The sequence below is a fragment of the Phyllobacterium sp. 628 genome (assembly GCF_014189505.1).
Taxonomy (GTDB): Bacteria; Pseudomonadota; Alphaproteobacteria; order Rhizobiales; family Rhizobiaceae; genus Phyllobacterium.
Genome location: NZ_CP050301.1, coordinates 689148 through 705114, shown reverse-complemented (window position 1 = coordinate 705114; position 15967 = coordinate 689148). Strand labels below are relative to the sequence as shown.

Here is a 15967-nt window from a genome sequence, read left to right as displayed (position 1 = left end):
TATCTCCAAAACACCCGAAAGGCCAAAAAGGATAAATGGCACAATGATCTTTGACAGCGCCCGCGCCGCCGCCAGCCATCTGTTCCGGCCGGAATTCCGGTCCGTTCTGTGGAAATCTCTTGGCATGACCCTTCTGCTGCTGATCGGCGCATGGTTTGGCATGCGCGAACTGTTCGAAGCGCTGGCCCTGCCCTTTTTCGATCAATGGCTGCCGGATCTCCCATCTTGGGCCGGTTGGCTGGGCCTGTTTGCCGGAATTCTGGCCAGTATTGCGTTGGCAATGGGATTGGCACTCCTGATCGCGCCGGTTTCCGCCATCGTCGCTGGACTGTTTCTTGATGATGTGGCGGAAGTTGTGGAAAAGTCGGACTACCCGCTCGATCCGAAGGGCCGTCCGCTGCCGACGCTGCGATCCTTCGTTCTGTCTTTGAAGTTCCTCGGCGTTGTTATCATCGGCAATATCATTGCGCTCCTGTTGCTGCTGATCCCCGGCGTCAACATCATCGCGTTCTTTGTAGTCAACGGTTATCTGCTTGGCCGCGAGTTTTTCGAATTTGCCGCCATGCGTTTCCGTCCGGAAATGGAAGCCAAGGCGTTGCGGTCGAAACATTCAACCACCGTGTTTCTGGCGGGGCTTGTCATCGCCGCGTTCATGGCGATCCCGATTCTCAACCTGCTGACGCCGCTGTTCGCCGCAGCGATGATGGTGCATCTGCACAAGGCCGTGGCGCAATCGGAACCACCGGCAGCACTGCGCTAAAACACCTGCGGGGGCAGCGGGACAAGCGGTGCCGGGAGTTCCGAGGTTTTTTCGGCTGCCTTGCAGATATCCGCGATGACGCAGGCGGGGCAATCGGGTTTGCGCGCTTTGCAGACATAGCGCCCATGCAGGATCAGCCAATGATGGGCGTGATAAAGATATTCCGCCGGAATCACCTTCATCAGCTTGGCTTCCACCTGATCCGGCGTTTTGCCGGGGGCAAGGCCAAGCCGGTTGCCGATACGGAAAATATGAGTATCGACCGCCATTGTCGCCTGACCGAACGCCATGCTGAGCACCACGTTGGCGGTCTTGCGGCCCACACCCGGGAGCTTGATCAACTCATCGCGATCATCCGGGACTTGACTGCCGAAATCCCGGATCAACGCATCTGACAGGGCAATGACGTTCTTCGCCTTGTTGCGCCACAGGCCGATGGTGCGGATATAGTCTCCGACTGTCGCCTCACCGAGATCGCGCATCTTTTCCGGCGTATCGGCCACCTTGAACAAAGCCCGCGTCGCCTTGTTGACGCCGACATCCGTGGCCTGTGCGGAAAGGACAACAGCAACGAGCAGCGTGAAAGCATTGACGTGTTCGAGTTCGCCCTTGGGCTCAGGACGCTGGATGGAAAACCGGCGAAAAATCTCATGAATCTCGGCCTCCGTGTAGCGCGTGCCCGGTACGTTGCGCGGCCTTTTGGCCGGTGTCTGCAAAAGCGCGCTCTGCTCGGGTGCCGCACTCACGTCAATCTGATCAACTTTGCTCTTGGGATTTTCCATGACCCTTCTATACTCAAGCATTATGAGCCAAACAATCAACCCAATTGACGCTGCCGCGCGCAATGAAGAGGAAATTTTTCACGCTCTTCTTGTGCCACACCGTTCGCTTGGCAATACGGGATTTCTCGTGGTGATGGCCGCACTTGGCGGCTGCAGTTTTCTGACCGGACTGTTCTTCCTGTCGCTGGGAGCTTGGCCGGTTTTCGGCTTTTTCGGACTGGATGTCCTGCTCGTCTATATTGCTTTCCGTATGAACTATGCGGCGGCAAAGGCGCATGAGGAAGTCAGCATTTCGCGCCTCGCCCTGCAGATCAAGCAGGTGGCGCCATCCGGCCGTACCAAGCTGCACGAGTTCAATCCATTCTGGACACGGTTCAGCGTTGCCCGGCACGAGGAAATCGGCATCACCTCCATGCTGGTAGAAGGACAGGGAAAGGCCGTCAGCATTGGTTCTTTTCTCAACCCAGATGACCGGGAAAGCTTTGCATCGGCCTTTACACGCGCTCTTGCCACGGCCAAGGGCCGGTAATTTTTACAGCGTGCAAGAAACGGGTGGCAGATCAGGCACCTGCATGGTCATATGTCCTTCAACAGAGCATCACATGCCGTCAGGGTTGCACGCGATGCTCCAGACATGAATTGAATGCCTGATCCGTCTGAACGACACACCGACTCCGGATCACGCCTGATTGAGGTAAAGATCATGAAACCGCAGGCCGTACTACAGAACGACATCACGCCAACCGGCAACGATTATGCCATCGTCAGCCACATCATCGAGCGAATCAGCGAAGATTACCGCGACCAGCCATCGCTCGAGGCGCTGGCAAAGGATGCAGGACTGTCTCCAACAGCGTTGCAGAAGCTTTTTACCCGCTGGGCCGGCCTGTCCCCCAAGGGTTTCCTGCAGGCAGTGACCATAGACCATGCCCGCCGCCTGCTGGATGATGGCATGCCGGTGCTGGAAACCGCATTGGAAACCGGTCTCTCCGGCCCAAGCCGCCTGCATGACCTGTTTGTTACGCATGAAGGCATGTCGCCGGGTGACTACAAGACCCGCGGCGCAGGCCTCACCATCCGCTACGGCTTCCATATTTCGCCTTTCGGACGCGCTTTGGTCATGGTGACGGATCGCGGACTGGCAGGGCTCGCCTTTGCCGATGCGGGCAACGAGCGGGAAGCACTTGGAGATATGACCTCACGCTGGCCGAATGCCACCTATCTTGAGGATCTGAATGCAACGTCACCCTATGCGGCGCGGGTGTTCAATCCGGCAGAATGGCGTTCCGACCGGCCATTGAAAGTGGTCATGATCGGCACGGACTTCCAGTTGCGGGTCTGGGAAGCCCTGCTCAAGGTGCCCATGGGCAAGGCCTGCGCCTATTCCGACATCGCGCAGGATATCGGTTCGCCCAAGGCGTCACGCGCCGTAGGCGCTGCTGTCGGCGCCAACCCGATCTCCTTCGTGGTTCCGTGTCACCGCGCTCTTGGCAAGTCCGGCGCCCTCACGGGCTATCATTGGGGACTGACGCGCAAGCGCGCCATTCTGGGCTGGGAAGCCGGCCAGATGGGCGAAGGCAGCGAAGAACTCGATCTGGCACGTTCCGGCTAAGCCCGTCTCCTCCCGAGACAGCCATAAAGCCCGGCAGCGATGCCGGGCTTTATCTTTCCAAGAATGCGATCACATCCGCCAAGCCTGACAGAAGCTTCGCGCATTCATCGTCCGTACCAATGCTGATACGCAGATAATCGTGTATGCGCGGCTTCGGGAAATGCCGGATCAATATGGCCCGGCTTCGAAGTTGAGCCGTAATCTCTGCGCCGGGCAGAGTGGCGTGTCTGGCAAACAGGAGATTGGCTGAGGAAGGAAGAACTTCAAACTGCAATTCACGCAGAGCGGCGGACAAATTGTCCCTCGTGGCAATGACCTTGGCGAGTTTTTCCTCAAACCACTCCTTATCCTCCCAGGCGGCAACAGCGCCCGCGATGGCAAGGCGATCCAGCGGGTAAGAGTTGAAACTATCCTTGACGCGGTTCAGAGCTTCAATGAGCGGGGGTTGTCCAATGGCAAAGCCAACGCGAAGCCCGGCAAGGCCACGCGATTTTGAAAATGTCTGGGTCACAAGCAGGTTGGGGTAGCGCGCAACCAGCGCAATAGCGCTCTCCGCACCAAAATCAACATAGGCTTCGTCAATAACCACAACCTGATCCGGATGCTCGGCAATCAGCGTCTCGATCTCGGCCAGAGGCAAGGCTGTTCCGGTAGGCGCGTTCGGATTGGGCAGGACAATAGCACCGCATTCCTGCCGGTAATCCGAGATACGGACCGCCATGGCATCATCGAGCGGCACCTCACGGAAGCTGATCCCGTACAGATTGCAAAATGTCGGGAAGAAACTGTAGGTGACATCCGGAAAGAGCAGCGGCCTGTCATGTTTCAGTAATGCCTGAAACACATGGGCAAGCACTTCATCCGAGCCATTACCGACAAAGACATTGTTGGCTGCAAGACCATGGCTTTTAGCAATGGCTTCTCTCAGTTTGAGCGCCGTAGGATCTGGATAAAGCCGCAGGGCCTCTGTTGTCTCGGCTGCGATGGCCGCCAAGGCACGCGGTGAAGGACCGTATGGGTTCTCATTGGTGTTCAGTTTGACCAGATTGTGCATCGCCGGTTGTTCACCCGCAACGTAGGGCGTCAAGGTGTGCACGATAGAACTCCAAAAACGGCTCATTAAAATTTCCCGCAATATGTTGATCGAGATATCTCACAGTCTCTCGCGCTAATTCCAGCACCATCGCAAAAACCGGCATTTGCAACAATCGAAATTCGCGGCTTTCCGGTGTGATGAAGAAACTTTCGAACAAGCCTTGACCTTCCAGTTACTGGAAACATTACATTCACATCACTATCTTCCCGTACATGTCGAAAGTTCCATCATGAAACATGACCATTCCGCCCATCACGACCACGCGCACGGCACCCAAGGCCATAGCTGCTGCAGCACGCACAAGGCTGAAGCCGAAATTGTGCGCGATCCGGTTTGCGGAATGCTGGTTGATCCCACGGCGGGCAAACCAAAGGTGGAACGTGACGGGCGCGTGTTCCATTTTTGCTCGGCCGGTTGCCAGACGAAATTCAAGAATGACCCGGACACCTATCTGACTGCTATTGACCCCGTCTGCGGTATGAAAGTTGACCGGGCCACGGCAAAGCACTTCCTGCAGCACGAGGGTCAGAAGTATTATTTCTGTTCGGCAGGTTGCATGGCCAAGTTTGAAAATGCGCCGCAGGATTATCTGGGCGACCGGCCCGCACCCAAAGCCACGCCTGCGGGAACGCAATATACCTGCCCGATGCATCCAGAGATCATCAAGGACGGCCCGGGTTCCTGCCCGATCTGCGGCATGGCGCTGGAGCCGATGGGCATTCCCACCGGCGACGAAGGCCCGAACCCGGAGCTTGTTGATTTCACCCGCCGTTTCTGGATCAGCGCACTTTGCTCCATTCCGCTGCTGTTGATTACCATGGGGCCGATGCTTGGCCTGCCATTGCGCGAATGGATCGGCGAGAGCCGCGCCGTCTGGCTGGAATTCGCACTGGCAACACCAGTCGTGCTGTGGGCGGCCATCCCCTTCTTCGAACGGGCATGGGCCTCATTCGTCAACCGCAGCCCTAATATGTGGACTCTGATCGCCATCGGCGTTGGCGCGGCCTATGCGTTCAGCGTGGTGGCAACTTTAGTGCCCGACATTTTCCCGCATACATTCCGCATGCATGGCGGCAGTGTGCCCGTCTACTTCGAAGCGGCAGCCGTGATCGTCACGCTGGTCTTTCTCGGGCAGATCCTCGAACTGAAAGCCCGCGAGCGGACCGGATCCGCCATTCGCGCCTTGCTTAATCTCGCACCGAAGACCGCGCGCCGCATCGCTGCCGATGGCAGCGAAAGCGATGTGCCACTCGATGAGGTTGCAGCTGGTGACACGCTGCGTGTGCGTCCGGGTGAAAGTGTGCCTGTGGACGGTATCGTGCTGGAAGGCCGTTCTTCCATTGATGAATCCATGCTGACCGGCGAACCCTTGCCCGTTGAAAAGACGGAGCAGGATCAGGTGACCGGCGGTACGCTCAACCGTAACGGCACGCTGCTGATCAAGGCGGAAAAAGTTGGTGCCGACACGGTCCTCTCCCAGATCGTCGGCATGGTTGCAACAGCGCAACGTTCACGCGCGCCGATCCAGGGTCTGGCGGATCGCGTGGCGAGCTACTTCGTGCCGGCAGTGGTTCTGGTCGCCATTGCGGCATTTCTCGTCTGGGCGTGGATCGGACCGGAACCCAGCATGATCTACGGGCTTGTTGCGGCGGTTTCCGTGCTGATCATTGCCTGCCCATGCGCGCTTGGTCTTGCCACGCCGATGTCAATCATGACGGCCACGGGACGCGGTGCGCAGGCAGGCGTGCTCATCAAGGATGCGGAAGCACTGGAACGCTTTGCCGGTGTGGATACGCTGATCGTTGACAAAACCGGTACGTTAACTGAAGGCAAGCCTGTGCTCACCGATGTTATAGCGGAAGGCTTTTCTGACGAACGGCTTCTGGTTCTGGCAGCCAGCCTTGAAAAGGGTTCGGAACATCCGCTGGCCGAAGCCATCGTTGAAGGTGCAAAGACACGCAATCTCGCACTACACAGCGCCGAAAACTTTGAAGCCACCACCGGCATGGGTGTATCCGGCACGGTCAACAAGCAGAGTGTAGCGCTTGGCAATAAAGCCATGATGGAGAAAGCTGGAGCAGATATTTCATCGCTCAGCCAGAAGGCCGATGCTTTGCGGGCGCAGGGCAAGAGCGTTCTGTTCGTTGCCGTGGATGGCAAGGCGGCAGGCATTGTGGCTGTGGCCGATCCGGTCAAGGCAACAACGGCGGAAGCCATCCGCCTGCTGCACAAGGCAGGTCTGCGGATCATCATGGCAACCGGCGACAACAGGATCACAGCGCAATCGGTAGCGGCACAGCTCGGTATTGATGAAGTGCGCGCCGATATGCTGCCCGAGGGAAAGAAGCAGCTGGTTGACGAGTTGCGGGCCAAGGGCGCGAAAATCGCCATGGCGGGTGATGGCGTCAATGACGCGCCTGCGCTGGCTGCGGCAGATGTCGGCATTGCTATGGGCACCGGCGCCGATGTCGCGATGGAAAGCGCCGGGATTACACTGGTGAAGGGCGATCTCAATGGCATTGTCCGCGCCCGTCATCTGGCAGATGCGACGATCAGCAACATCAAGCAGAACCTGTTCTTCGCCTTCTTCTATAATGTGCTTGGCGTGCCGGTTGCTGCCGGTGTGCTCTATCCCGTGTTCGGGACTATGCTTTCGCCCATGCTGGCGGCGGCGGCAATGAGCCTTTCCTCGGTATCGGTCATTGCCAATGCACTACGGCTGCGGACACTGAAACTGTGAGGCTGAGATGAATATTGGCAATGCATCGGAAAAATCGGGCCTGCCGCCCAAGACGATCCGCTATTACGAGGATATCGGGCTGTTGAAGCCAGACAGGGCCGACAATGGCTATCGTGATTACTCGATGTCCGACGTGCACAAGCTGAAGTTTCTGCAACGTTCACGCGGACTTGGTTTTTCCGTGGAAGAATGCCGCCAGTTGCTGGCGCTCTATGAGGACAAGGAGCGCGCCAGCTCCGATGTGAAATCCATCGCCCGCACGAAGTTGAAGGAGATCGACCGCAAGATCTCCGAGCTGCGGGAATTGCAGCACACGCTGCAGCATCTGGTCGCCCATTGCCACGGCGACCAGCGCCCGGATTGCCCGATACTGGAGAATATATCCGGGACGGCTGACGCTTAAAGCGTAGACAACACGTCGGCGGAAATGCGCAGCTCACGCAGGGGACGCACAACCGCCGTCGTTTCGTTGTAAATGGGATGCGCCTTATAGGCCGCCAAAGCCTCGGCATTTTCGAATTCGCCATAGACAACCACATCGATCTCACCGGAGATCGGATCGGTCTTGGTGTTCTTCATCACCTCGAAAACGAGAGAATGCGGGATTTCCCCAAGCCTTTTCAGGCGGGTATGGATCGTGTCGACATCATCCTGATTGCGGGCACTGAAGAATACGATATGGCGGATCACGGTCTTGTTTCCTGCTTGGTCGAACTGGCGCGGACTTTTAATGTGTGCAGCATCGGCGTCAATAGATGTGCTGTCGCAGGAGCGCCCGCCCTTCATTCCTCCCACATCCATATCGGCGAAATGCACAAATTTCTTGGAAATCCGGCAGATCGACAGCCATCCTGATGAAAAGACGGCAAATCCTTATACTTTCCTTATGTGACTCGCCTGCCTTCGCAATCGACCCTTGACTCGAAAAAGCGCATTTTGCCCCACGAAAAACAATGTGGAGCATATTCCAATGCTGGACTTCATCTTTATTGCGCTTGGAAGCGGCATCCTGCTGCTTCTGGGTCTGTATGCGCAGGCACTGAACCGTGTTTGAGCTCGTTCTCGGCCTCGGCGTCGCTCTTGGCCTTTGCGTCTATCTGGTCGTGACATTGGTCGCGCCCGAACGCTTCTAAGACGCCTTTCTACCCCCATTTCGGAGAATATCCATGACTCTCGTCGGATGGCTGCAAATCAGCCTGACGCTTATCGCCGTTCTTTTGGCGGTCAAGCCACTCGGACTTTATATGAACCGCGTTTTCGCCGGCGAAAGAACCTTCCTTTCACCGGTGTTCAAGCCTGTTGAATGGGCCTTTTACAAGGCCGCCGGTATTGACGAAAAGCGCGAGCAAAACTGGATTGGCTATACGTTCGGCGTATTGCTTTTCAGCATTGCCGGCTTCGTCTCGCTTTATGTGATCCTGAGATTTCAGGACGTGTTGCCGCTCAATCCACAGGGTTTTCCTGCCGTTGCGCCTGACCTTGCCTTCAATACCGCGGTCAGTTTTATCACCAACACCAACTGGCAATCCTATGGCGGCGAGACCACAATGAGCCATTTCAGCCAGATGGCTGGATTGACCGTGCACAACTTCCTGTCGGGTGCTACCGGCATGGCTGTTGCCGTGGCGCTGTCGCGTGCATTCGTGCGTTCACACATGACCACGCTCGGCAATTTCTGGGTCGATATGACCCGCGCCACACTTTACGTGTTGCTGCCCCTCGCAGTCGTCGTGGCGCTGATCTTCGTTGCCATGGGCATGCCGCAAACTCTTGATGCTTCCGTAACGGCCACGACGCTGGAAGGCGTCAAGCAGGTCATTGCGACCGGCCCGGTCGCCAGCCAGGAAGCCATCAAGCAGCTCGGCACCAATGGCGGTGGTTTCTTCAACGTCAATGCGGCGCATCCGTTTGAAAATCCCAATGCCTTTTCCAACTATCTTGGCGTGTTTGCCATGCTGGTCGTCTCTTCGGCCATGGTCTACACATTCGGCCAGATGACAGGCAACCGCCGTCAGGGCTGGGCGCTGCTGTCAGCCATGGGCCTGCTTCTGGTGGTTGGTATCGGTGCAGTTTACTGGGCTGAAACCAGCGGCAATCCTATTTTGACCCATCTTGGTCTTGATCCGCTTCAGGGCAATATGGAAGGCAAGGAACTGCGCTTTGGCCAGTCCGGCAGCGCACTCTATACAGCTGTGACAACCGGCCTTTCCAATGGCGGCGTGAATACAATGCATGCCTCGCTGACCCCGCTTGGCGGTCTCGTTCCGATGTTCCTGATCCAGCTTGGCGAGGTCTTGCCGGGCGGTGTCGGCTCGGGCCTCTATGGCATGGTGGTTTTCGCCATTCTCGCCGTGTTTGTTGCCGGTCTTATGGTTGGCCGTACACCGGAATTGCTCGGCAAGAAGATCGAATCGCGTGAAATGAAATATGCCATGCTTGCCGTTCTGGTCCTGCCGCTGGCTATTCTCGGCTTCTCGGCGCTGGCAGCCATTCTGCCGGTCGGTCTCGCAGGCCTTCTCAACAAGGGTCCGCATGGCCTGTCGGAAATCCTTTATGCCTACTCGTCCGCAGCGGGCAATAACGGTTCGGCTTTTGCGGGTCTGACTGCCAACTCGCCCTGGTACAACACGACGCTTGGCATTGCCATGCTGCTGGGCCGCTTCGCTTACATCGTGCCCGTTCTGGCAATTGCCGGTTCGCTCGTGGCCAAGCAGAAGGTTCCGGCTTCTTCCGGCACATTCCCGACCGATACACCACTTTTTGTCGGCCTTCTCGTCGGTATCATCATCATCCTTGGCGGTTTGCAGTATTTCCCTGCGCTCGCCCTTGGTCCGATTGTCGAGCATTTTCTGATGCTTGCCGGTCAGACGTTCTAAGGAATCATAAAAATGTCTTCTCAGGCAAAATCCATATCCCTGTTTGATGGCGCCATTCTCGCCCAGGCGTTGAAGGGATCAATCCTCAAGCTCGATCCGCGTCAGCTGGTGCGCAACCCGGTCATCTTTGTCACCGAAGTTGTGGCGGCTGTGGTCACATTGCTCTGGCTTCGTGATCTGATCTCGGGCAGCGGCACGCCGCTGTTTTCCGGTCAGATCGCTGCCTGGCTGTGGTTCACCGTCATTTTCGCCACCTTCTCCGAGGCCATTGCTGAAGGGCGTGGCAAAGCGCAGGCTGACAGTCTCAAGCGGACAAAGTCCGATCTTGTTGCCAAGCGGCTGAAAGCTGCCAACGGCACAGAGTATGACACAATTCCGGCGACAAGCCTCAAGCTCGGCGACATTATCCTTGTCGAGGCTGGCGACCTTATCCCCGGCGACGGTGAAATCATCGAAGGCGTCGCTTCCGTTAATGAAAGCGCCATTACCGGCGAGTCTGCTCCTGTCATTCGCGAGTCCGGCGGTGACCGTTCGGCTGTCACCGGCGGCACGCAGTTGCTGTCCGATTGCCTGAAAATCCGCATCACCACCAAACCGGGTGAAACCTTTGTCGATCGCATGATTGCGCTGATCGAAGGTGCGGAGCGCCAGAAGACACCAAACGAGATCGCGTTGTCGATCCTGTTGTCGGGTCTGACACTGGTGTTCCTGATTGCCGTTGTTACGCTTTCCGGTCTGGCCGCCTATTCCGGTACGATCATGACGGTAACGGTGCTGGCCGCTCTGCTGGTGACGCTCATTCCGACAACGATCGGCGGGCTGCTTTCCGCTATCGGTATTGCAGGTATGGATCGCCTGATCCGCTTCAACGTGATTGCCACCTCCGGCCGTGCGGTTGAAGCTGCGGGTGACGTGGACACACTTCTCCTCGACAAGACGGGCACGATTACATTCGGTAACCGCATGGCGACCGAATTCATCCCCGTCGATGGCATTTCAGAAGATGAACTTGCCAATGCAGCCCTGCAGGCTTCCCTCTCCGATGAAACAGCCGAAGGCCGCTCCATCGTAGCGCTGGCTCAAGCGGACTATGGATTGTCGGACACGGTACCGAAGGGCAAGGAGGCCACTTTCATTCCTTTTGCTGCCCAGACGCGCATATCCGGCGTGGATATCGGCACACAGCAGATCCGTAAGGGCGCTGTCGATGCCATCCTGAAATTTGCCGGTCTTGGCAAAGACACCGCACCGCAAAGCTTCCAGAAGGCAGTCGATTCCATCGCCCGCACCGGCGGTACACCGCTGGGTGTTGCTGAAAACGGCCGTCTGCTCGGCGTGATCCACCTGAAAGATGTGGTCAAGCCGGATATCAAGGAACGCTTTGCCGCGCTGCGCGCCATGGGCATCAAGACAGTCATGGTCACCGGCGACAATCCGGTTACCGCAGCCGCTATTGCCTCGGAAGCCGGTGTCGATGATTTCATGGCGGAAGCCACCCCGGAACAGAAGCTTGCCTATATCCGCAAGGAGCAGGAAGGCGGGCGGCTGATTGCCATGTGCGGCGACGGCACCAATGATGCTCCGGCGCTGGCCCAGGCTGACGTTGGCGTTGCCATGCAGTCGGGTACGCAGGCGGCACGAGAAGCCGGCAACATGGTGGATCTGGATTCCAGCCCGACCAAACTTATCGAGATCGTCGAAATCGGCAAACAGATCCTGATGACGCGTGGTTCGCTGACAACATTCTCGATTGCCAATGACGTGGCCAAGTACTTCGCCATCATCCCGGCGCTGTTCGTTGCCACCTACCCGCAATTGGGTGCGCTGAACGTGATGGGCCTGCATTCACCACAGTCTGCCATCCTGTCGGCGGTTATTTTCAATGCCCTGATCATCATTGCGCTGATCCCGCTGGCCTTGAAGGGCGTTCCCTACCGGCCCGTCGGCGCATCTGCCCTCCTACGGCGTAATCTGCTGGTCTATGGCCTCGGCGGTCTGCTGGTGCCTTTCATCGGCATCAAGGCAATCGACCTTATCGTTGCCGCTCTGCACCTTGTTTAAAGGACAATTCAAATGTTAGCTCAACTTCGCCCAGCCATCGTGCTCACTCTCATACTGACCGCTGTCACCGGGCTTCTCTATCCGCTTGCCATCACGGGCGTCGGCCAGACGCTCTTTAGCGCACAGGCCAATTCCAGTCAGGTCATGCGCGGTGACGTGGTTGTGGGTTCATCTCTGATCGGCCAGAACTTCACCAAGGATATCTACTTCTGGCCGCGTCCGTCAGCCACCAGCCCCGATGCCTACAATGCCGGGTCATCCAGCGGTTCAAATCTTGGACCGACATCCCAGGTTCTGGTGGACCGGGTCAAGGCTTCCGTCGATGCTTTGAAGGCTGGCGGAGCAACTGGCCTGCTGCCTGCCGACGCGGTGACGACTTCGGCGTCGGGTCTTGATCCGGATATTTCGTCTGACTATGCCAAATTACAGATCGAGCGTGTTGCCAAGGCCCGCGCCTTGCCAGCCGAGACAATTTCTGCACTGGTAGCTGCCAATACGCGGCATCCTGTCCTTGGCATTTTCGGCGAGACCGGGGTAAACGTGCTGGCGCTCAACATGGCGCTTGATGATGTGAAAAAATAATCTGAGGCGCATATGGCCGACTACGGTCAACACACACGACCCGATCCGGATAAATTATTGGAGCTTGCCACGCGGGAAACGCGCGGCAAGCTGACCGTTTTTCTCGGGGCCGCTCCAGGCGTAGGCAAAACCTATGCGATGCTGTTGCGCGCCCGCAGGCTGAAGGAAGACGGCGTTGACGTGGTCATCGGCCTTGCTGAAACCCATGGCCGGGCTGAAACCGCCGAATTGCTTGACGGGCTGGAAGTGCTGCCACGCAAACAGATCGGCTATCGCGACCGCTCGCTGGAAGAGTTCGACCTCGACGCCGCACTGGCCCGCAAGCCGAAAGTGCTGGTTCTCGACGAGCTTGCCCATACCAATGCACCGGGCAGCCGCCATCCCAAACGCCATCAGGACATTGAAGAGCTGATCTGGCAGGGGATAGACGTCTGGACAGCAATGAATGTCCAGCATCTGGAAAGCCTGTCGGACCTTGTGACCAAGATCACCGGCGTCACCGTGCGCGAGACAGTGCCCGACGTTGTCTTGAAACGCGCTGACGAAGTACTGCTGGTCGATCTGCCGCCTGCGGAACTCATTGCCCGGCTGAAGGAAGGCAAGGTCTATCTGCCGGGAAATGCCGAGCGGGCAGCGGAGGGTTTCTTCAAGCCCGCCAATCTCACCGCCTTGCGCGAGCTTGCGCTGCGCCGCACCGCTGATCGCGTCGATGACCAGATGATCGACCTGTTGCGGCAGAATGCCATTGAAGGCCCGTGGGCCTCGGGCGAACGGCTGCTGGTTTGCGTTGGTCCTGACAGTCTATCCGACAAGGTGGTGCGCACGGCAAGCCGTCTTGCCTCGGGTTTGAATGCCCGCTGGCTGGTGGTGTCGCTGACCAAGACCAGCGATGCCGGTATGGATATTGCCGCCAACCAGCGCCTCGATGAAATCCTTGATCTGGCCGAACGGCTCGGCGCCGAAACACGGCGGGTGATCGCCCGCGATTTCGTCGATGAAATCTACCGCATCGCCCGGCGTGAAAACGTTACGCAGATCGTGGTCGGCCGCCCCAAGGGCAAGACGTTTTCCAATCCGTTCCGCCGCTCGCTGCCCAACGAGATCATGAAGCGCTTCACCGATGTTGGCGTGCATGTGGTCACCGGCAACGAGCAGGACAAACCCTACGTACCGCCAGCGCCGCAAAAACGCTCGCGGCAAGACTTTGCGATATCCATTGCCATTCCAATTCTGGCGACGGCAGCCACGACACTTCTCGGCCTTGGTGCCAGCGAAATTGTGCACCCGCAAAACCTGTCTATGCTCTATCTCGTTGCGGTCATTCTATCGGCCATGTCGAGCGGGCGGTTTGCTGCGATTATCGCGGCAGGCCTGTCCTTCATCCTCTACAATTATTTCTTCATCGACCCGATCCACAATTTGAGCATTGCCAAGCCGCATCAGCTGTTCTCGCTGATCATCTTCCTCGGCGTGGCGCTGATGATCGGCGATCTCGCCGGGCGTTTGCGCGATCAGGTGGCGCGTTCACGCAATCAGGCAAGGAACACGCAGGCGCTTTACGAATTTTCGCGAAAATTGTCCGGGACGGCGCGTCTCGATGATGTGCTCGTGGCGGCTGCCGTGCATCTGCATTCGACGCTCGGCACCGGTGTCGTCATTCTCCTGCCCGATGAGGGCGATCTGTCATTGCAAGCTGCATGGCCGCCGGATATGGCTCTGGACAATACCGACATGACCGCTGTGCGCTGGGCCTTCGAGAAGAACGAACGGGCCGGACACGACACGGGCACGCTGCCGCAAATCAGCTGGCAGTTTCTGCCGATCCTGACATCCCATGGTGTGGCCGGTGTGCTCGGCCTATCCCTGCTCAATCACTCGGCATCGCTGACCGAAACCGAAGACCGCATGTTGACGGCGATACTTGACCAGACCGCGATTGCCATCGACCGCGCCCAGTTGGTGCGCGAGAACGCCAAGACTGCGGCGCTGCAGGAAAGCGAAAAGCTGCATGCTGCCCTGTTCTCGTCGCTGTCGCATGATCTGAAGACGCCGCTTGCATCAATCACCGGGGCAGTCACCACGCTGCGCGAACTCGGCACCCGGATCAAACCGGAAAGCCGCGACGATCTTCTCCTGTCGATCGAGGAAGAGTCCGGCCGGCTGACGCGCTTTGTTTCAAACCTGTTCGACATGACGCGGATCGAAGCGGGCACACTCAAGGTCAAGAGCAGCCCTGTTGATGCGGCCGATGTGATTGTTTCGTCGGTCGAGCGTATGAAGAAGCTCAAACCTGGTGTGGCGATTGACATCAGCATCGCCCCCGGTCTTGCAACCGTCAGCGGCGACTCTTCGCTGCTCGGCCAGGTCCTGTTCAACCTTCTCGACAATGCCGCCAAATATGGCGGCGAGGGACCGATATCAGTCTACGCGAAACAAGATGCCACGGGCGTGGCGATCAGCGTCACCGATCAGGGCAAGGGCATACCGGCAAAGGATCTGGATCGCATCTTCGAGAAATTCTACCGGCGCGTCAAAGGCGACGGCAGGGCCGCAGGAACCGGGCTTGGCCTTTCCATTTGCCGTGGTTTCGTCGAATCCATGGGCGGGACAATCAAGGCGGAAAGCCCGGCGATCCGCAAACGCGGCACCCGGTTTATTATCCGGCTTCCTATTTATGACGAAACGAAGAACGGGGATGTGGCAACATGAACGAGAACCGTATTCTCGTTGTCGATGACGAGCCGCAAATCCAGCGGTTCCTGCATCCGGCACTGACCGCTTCGGGCTATGACGTAATCTCGGCCGCAACCGGCGCGGAAGCCGAACGGATGATCGCCACGAGCGCGCCGGATCTTGTCATTCTCGACCTTGGCCTTCCTGATAAGGACGGCAAGGACGTTATCAAGACTGTGCGGGCTTTTTCCGAAGTGCCGATCATCGTTCTGTCGGCGCGTGACCGCGAGGTGGAAAAGATCGCAGCGCTTGATCTGGGCGCCAATGACTATGTCGAAAAACCTTTCGGTATTGGTGAGTTGCTGGCGCGGGTGCGCACGGCACTGCGGCAGAAAGTGGCGGGCACCAGCGTTCCTTCGCGCTTTGAAAGCAATGGTCTCGTTGTGGACATGGTCAAGCGCGTGGTGACACTCAAGGGCGAGGAAGTGCACCTGACCCGCAAGGAATATCAGCTGCTGGTGCATCTCGTTCTGCATCCGGGGCTTGTCGTGACCCATAGGCAATTGCTGGCCTCGGTCTGGGGCGCAGCCCATGTGGACGATCTGCATTACCTCCGCGTTTTTGTCGGGCAGCTGCGTGCCAAGATTGAAGAGGATCCGAACCATCCGCACTTCATCCGTACGGAACCCGGCGTCGGTTACCGCTTCACCGCCGAGTAGATTTCCGGATCTTTCCTGCAACTTATGGTCGACAATGGCAGCGCGCTTTGACAAGCTCCGTTCCAT

The 15967-nt window shown here is 57.8% G+C and carries 14 protein-coding genes; 11 read left to right on the top strand and 3 right to left on the bottom strand.

Translation table 11 applies throughout. The features are described from left to right. Positions 1-43: 43 nt before the first annotated feature. Positions 44-760: a sulfate transporter family protein gene (locus tag HB779_RS05015; RefSeq protein WP_188344686.1), complete on the top strand. Its 717-nt coding sequence runs from the start codon at positions 44-46 to the stop codon at positions 758-760. On the opposite strand, the gene nth is transcribed toward HB779_RS05015, so the two are convergent. Next, complete coding sequence (gene nth / locus HB779_RS05010) at positions 757-1542, bottom strand: endonuclease III (RefSeq protein ID WP_188344685.1); 786 nt, start codon at positions 1540-1542, stop codon at positions 757-759. The genes HB779_RS05015 and nth overlap by 4 nt on opposite strands. A gap of 22 nt (positions 1543-1564) precedes the next feature. Between nth and HB779_RS05005 the strand changes: the two genes are divergently transcribed. Together HB779_RS05005 and HB779_RS05000 are read left to right on the top strand one after the other, a co-directional pair. Beyond that, on the top strand, positions 1565-2071 hold the full coding sequence (locus HB779_RS05005; protein WP_188345782.1) for a DUF2244 domain-containing protein: 507 nt from the start codon (positions 1565-1567) through the stop codon (positions 2069-2071). A gap of 174 nt (positions 2072-2245) precedes the next feature. Next, positions 2246-3154, top strand: coding sequence for a bifunctional helix-turn-helix domain-containing protein/methylated-DNA--[protein]-cysteine S-methyltransferase (locus HB779_RS05000; RefSeq protein ID WP_188344684.1), 909 nt, complete (start codon positions 2246-2248; stop codon positions 3152-3154). Between the two features lie 49 nt (positions 3155-3203). On the opposite strand, the gene hisC is transcribed toward HB779_RS05000, so the two are convergent. Continuing rightward, positions 3204-4274: a histidinol-phosphate transaminase gene (hisC, locus tag HB779_RS04995; protein ID WP_188344683.1), complete on the bottom strand. Its 1071-nt coding sequence runs from the start codon at positions 4272-4274 to the stop codon at positions 3204-3206. 205 nt (positions 4275-4479) lie between these two features. On the opposite strand from hisC, the gene HB779_RS04990 reads away from it, so the two are divergent. Beyond that, positions 4480-6990, top strand: coding sequence for a heavy metal translocating P-type ATPase (locus HB779_RS04990; protein ID WP_188344682.1), 2511 nt, complete (start codon positions 4480-4482; stop codon positions 6988-6990). A gap of 7 nt (positions 6991-6997) precedes the next feature. After that, positions 6998-7393 (top strand): Cu(I)-responsive transcriptional regulator, encoded by a 396-nt coding sequence (gene cueR / locus HB779_RS04985; protein ID WP_188344681.1) that lies wholly within the window; start codon positions 6998-7000, stop codon positions 7391-7393. Here the strand turns inward: cueR and HB779_RS04980 are convergent. Continuing rightward, positions 7390-7680 (bottom strand): Dabb family protein, encoded by a 291-nt coding sequence (locus HB779_RS04980; RefSeq protein ID WP_188344680.1) that lies wholly within the window; start codon positions 7678-7680, stop codon positions 7390-7392. The genes cueR and HB779_RS04980 overlap by 4 nt on opposite strands. A 356-nt stretch (positions 7681-8036) precedes the next feature. On the opposite strand from HB779_RS04980, the gene HB779_RS25690 reads away from it, so the two are divergent. The 6 genes from HB779_RS25690 to HB779_RS04950 are packed head-to-tail and all read left to right on the top strand — an operon-like array spanning position 8037 to position 15901. After that, on the top strand, positions 8037-8123 hold the full coding sequence (locus HB779_RS25690) for a potassium-transporting ATPase subunit F (protein WP_188345781.1): 87 nt from the start codon (positions 8037-8039) through the stop codon (positions 8121-8123). Between the two features lie 33 nt (positions 8124-8156). Continuing rightward, on the top strand, positions 8157-9866 hold the full coding sequence (kdpA, locus tag HB779_RS04970) for a potassium-transporting ATPase subunit KdpA (protein WP_188344679.1): 1710 nt from the start codon (positions 8157-8159) through the stop codon (positions 9864-9866). A gap of 12 nt (positions 9867-9878) precedes the next feature. Beyond that, positions 9879-11927 carry a potassium-transporting ATPase subunit KdpB gene (kdpB, locus tag HB779_RS04965; protein WP_188344678.1) on the top strand — a complete coding sequence of 683 codons (2049 nt, stop codon included), beginning with the start codon at positions 9879-9881 and terminating at the stop codon, positions 11925-11927. A gap of 12 nt (positions 11928-11939) precedes the next feature. Next, complete coding sequence (kdpC, locus tag HB779_RS04960; protein WP_188344677.1) at positions 11940-12509, top strand: potassium-transporting ATPase subunit KdpC; 570 nt, start codon at positions 11940-11942, stop codon at positions 12507-12509. A gap of 12 nt (positions 12510-12521) precedes the next feature. Continuing rightward, positions 12522-15218 carry a sensor histidine kinase KdpD gene (locus tag HB779_RS04955; protein WP_188344676.1) on the top strand — a complete coding sequence of 899 codons (2697 nt, stop codon included), beginning with the start codon at positions 12522-12524 and terminating at the stop codon, positions 15216-15218. After that, positions 15215-15901 (top strand): response regulator, encoded by a 687-nt coding sequence (locus tag HB779_RS04950; protein WP_188344675.1) that lies wholly within the window; start codon positions 15215-15217, stop codon positions 15899-15901. The genes HB779_RS04955 and HB779_RS04950 overlap by 4 nt, the downstream gene beginning before the upstream one ends. The last annotated feature ends 66 nt before the right edge of the window (positions 15902-15967 follow it).